The sequence below is a fragment of the Geodermatophilus amargosae genome (assembly GCF_900116515.1).
Classification (GTDB): domain Bacteria; phylum Actinomycetota; class Actinomycetes; order Mycobacteriales; family Geodermatophilaceae; genus Geodermatophilus; species Geodermatophilus amargosae.
Window position 1 is genome coordinate 1 of record NZ_FPBA01000064.1, and the last position, 1,316, is coordinate 1,316.

Consider the following 1,316-nt stretch of genomic DNA (forward strand, 5'->3'; position numbering starts at 1 on the left):
GGTCGGCGTGCTGACCCTCGCCCCCGCCGAGGGCCTCGGCGTCAAGGACACCGGGAAGCGGGAGAAGCACCTCGCCGCGATCAACCGCTTCCGCGACCGATGATCGCGCCGTCGGCGCAGGCGCTCGGACGTCGCCTGTCCGAGTGGCGCGGCACGCAGCAGATGTCCCTCGGCGCGGCCGCCCGGCGCATCGGCGTCCACCCGACCACGTTCCAGCGGTGGGAGGACGGTCGGCGTCCGTACCCCCGCCACCTGGAGGCCATCGCCGACGCCCTGGGCGCCGACCTCGCCACGGTGACCGCCCTGGCCGGTCCCGCCCCGCGGCGGCCGTGTCGGCCGGCGCCCGCGGATGCGCCGGTTCTCGTCAGGGCACGCCTGGAGGCGGGTCTCGATCGCGTGGAGCTCGGGCGGGTGCTGCACGTCGGTCCGGCGACCGTCTACCAGTGGGAGCGGGGCAACACCCGTCCTCCCGAGGACCTGCTCCCGCGCCTGGCGCGACAGCTCGGACTCAGCCGCGAGGAGCTCGACCTCGCCCTGGCCGACCATCCACCGTGCCGGTACGACGGCGAGGTGCTGCCGGGCCTCGGGGCGGTCCTCCGGGAGCGCGGATGGACGCGCGCGCAGGTCCGGGACCTTCTGGAGGTCGCGTCGTCCACCGTGTTCGCGTGGGAGACGGGGCGGACGAGGGTGCCCTCCTGGGCCTTGCGGCGGCTGGCGACCGCATGCGGCACGGAGGTCGGGGAGCTGGCCGCGTGCGGGCGACGCCGGTTCCGCCGTCCGGCGTCGGGGCTCGCAGCGCTGCGACGCCGGGTCCGGATGACCCAGCGGGAGGCTGCCGCCGTCCTGGGCGTGAGTGCCTCGAGTCTGGGCCGCTACGAGACCGGGCGGCGCCCTGTCGCCCTGCCGTTGGCCCGCGCCATGGCACGGGTCTACCGGGTCCCGCTCGCCCCGGTGCTCGCTGCGGCCGGGCTGGCGCCACCACCGCTGCTGACCCAGCAGTGGACGGAGGCGCAGCTGCCGACGGTCCTGGCCGACCTCCGCCAGGCGGCCGGCGCGTCGATGAGTGAGGTGGCGCGGCACACCGGCGTCAGTCACCCGACGGTGCGTCGGTGGGAGACCGGCGAGTCGCTGCCGAGCGCCGGGGCGCTGGCGACGCTGGAGCTGCAGTACCGGCTTGGCCGCGGGCGACTGACGGCCCTCGCGAGGTCCGGGCAGGAGAGAGCCGGCAGCCGCTCCCAGAGCCGGCTCAGCGCCGCGGGGTCGAGTTCGCCCGCCTAGTACTGCAACGGCAGTTATGGCGGTGCCTGTCCGCGGGC

1 protein-coding gene is annotated in these 1,316 nt (G+C 76.2%); it reads left to right on the forward strand.

Annotation, left to right across the window (positions count from 1 at the left end; all coding sequences use genetic code 11):
• Positions 1-99: 99 nt before the first annotated feature.
• Complete coding sequence (locus BM414_RS28125) at positions 100-1,278, forward strand: helix-turn-helix domain-containing protein (protein ID WP_093585355.1); 1,179 nt, start codon at positions 100-102, stop codon at positions 1,276-1,278.
• The last annotated feature ends 38 nt before the right edge of the window (positions 1,279-1,316 follow it).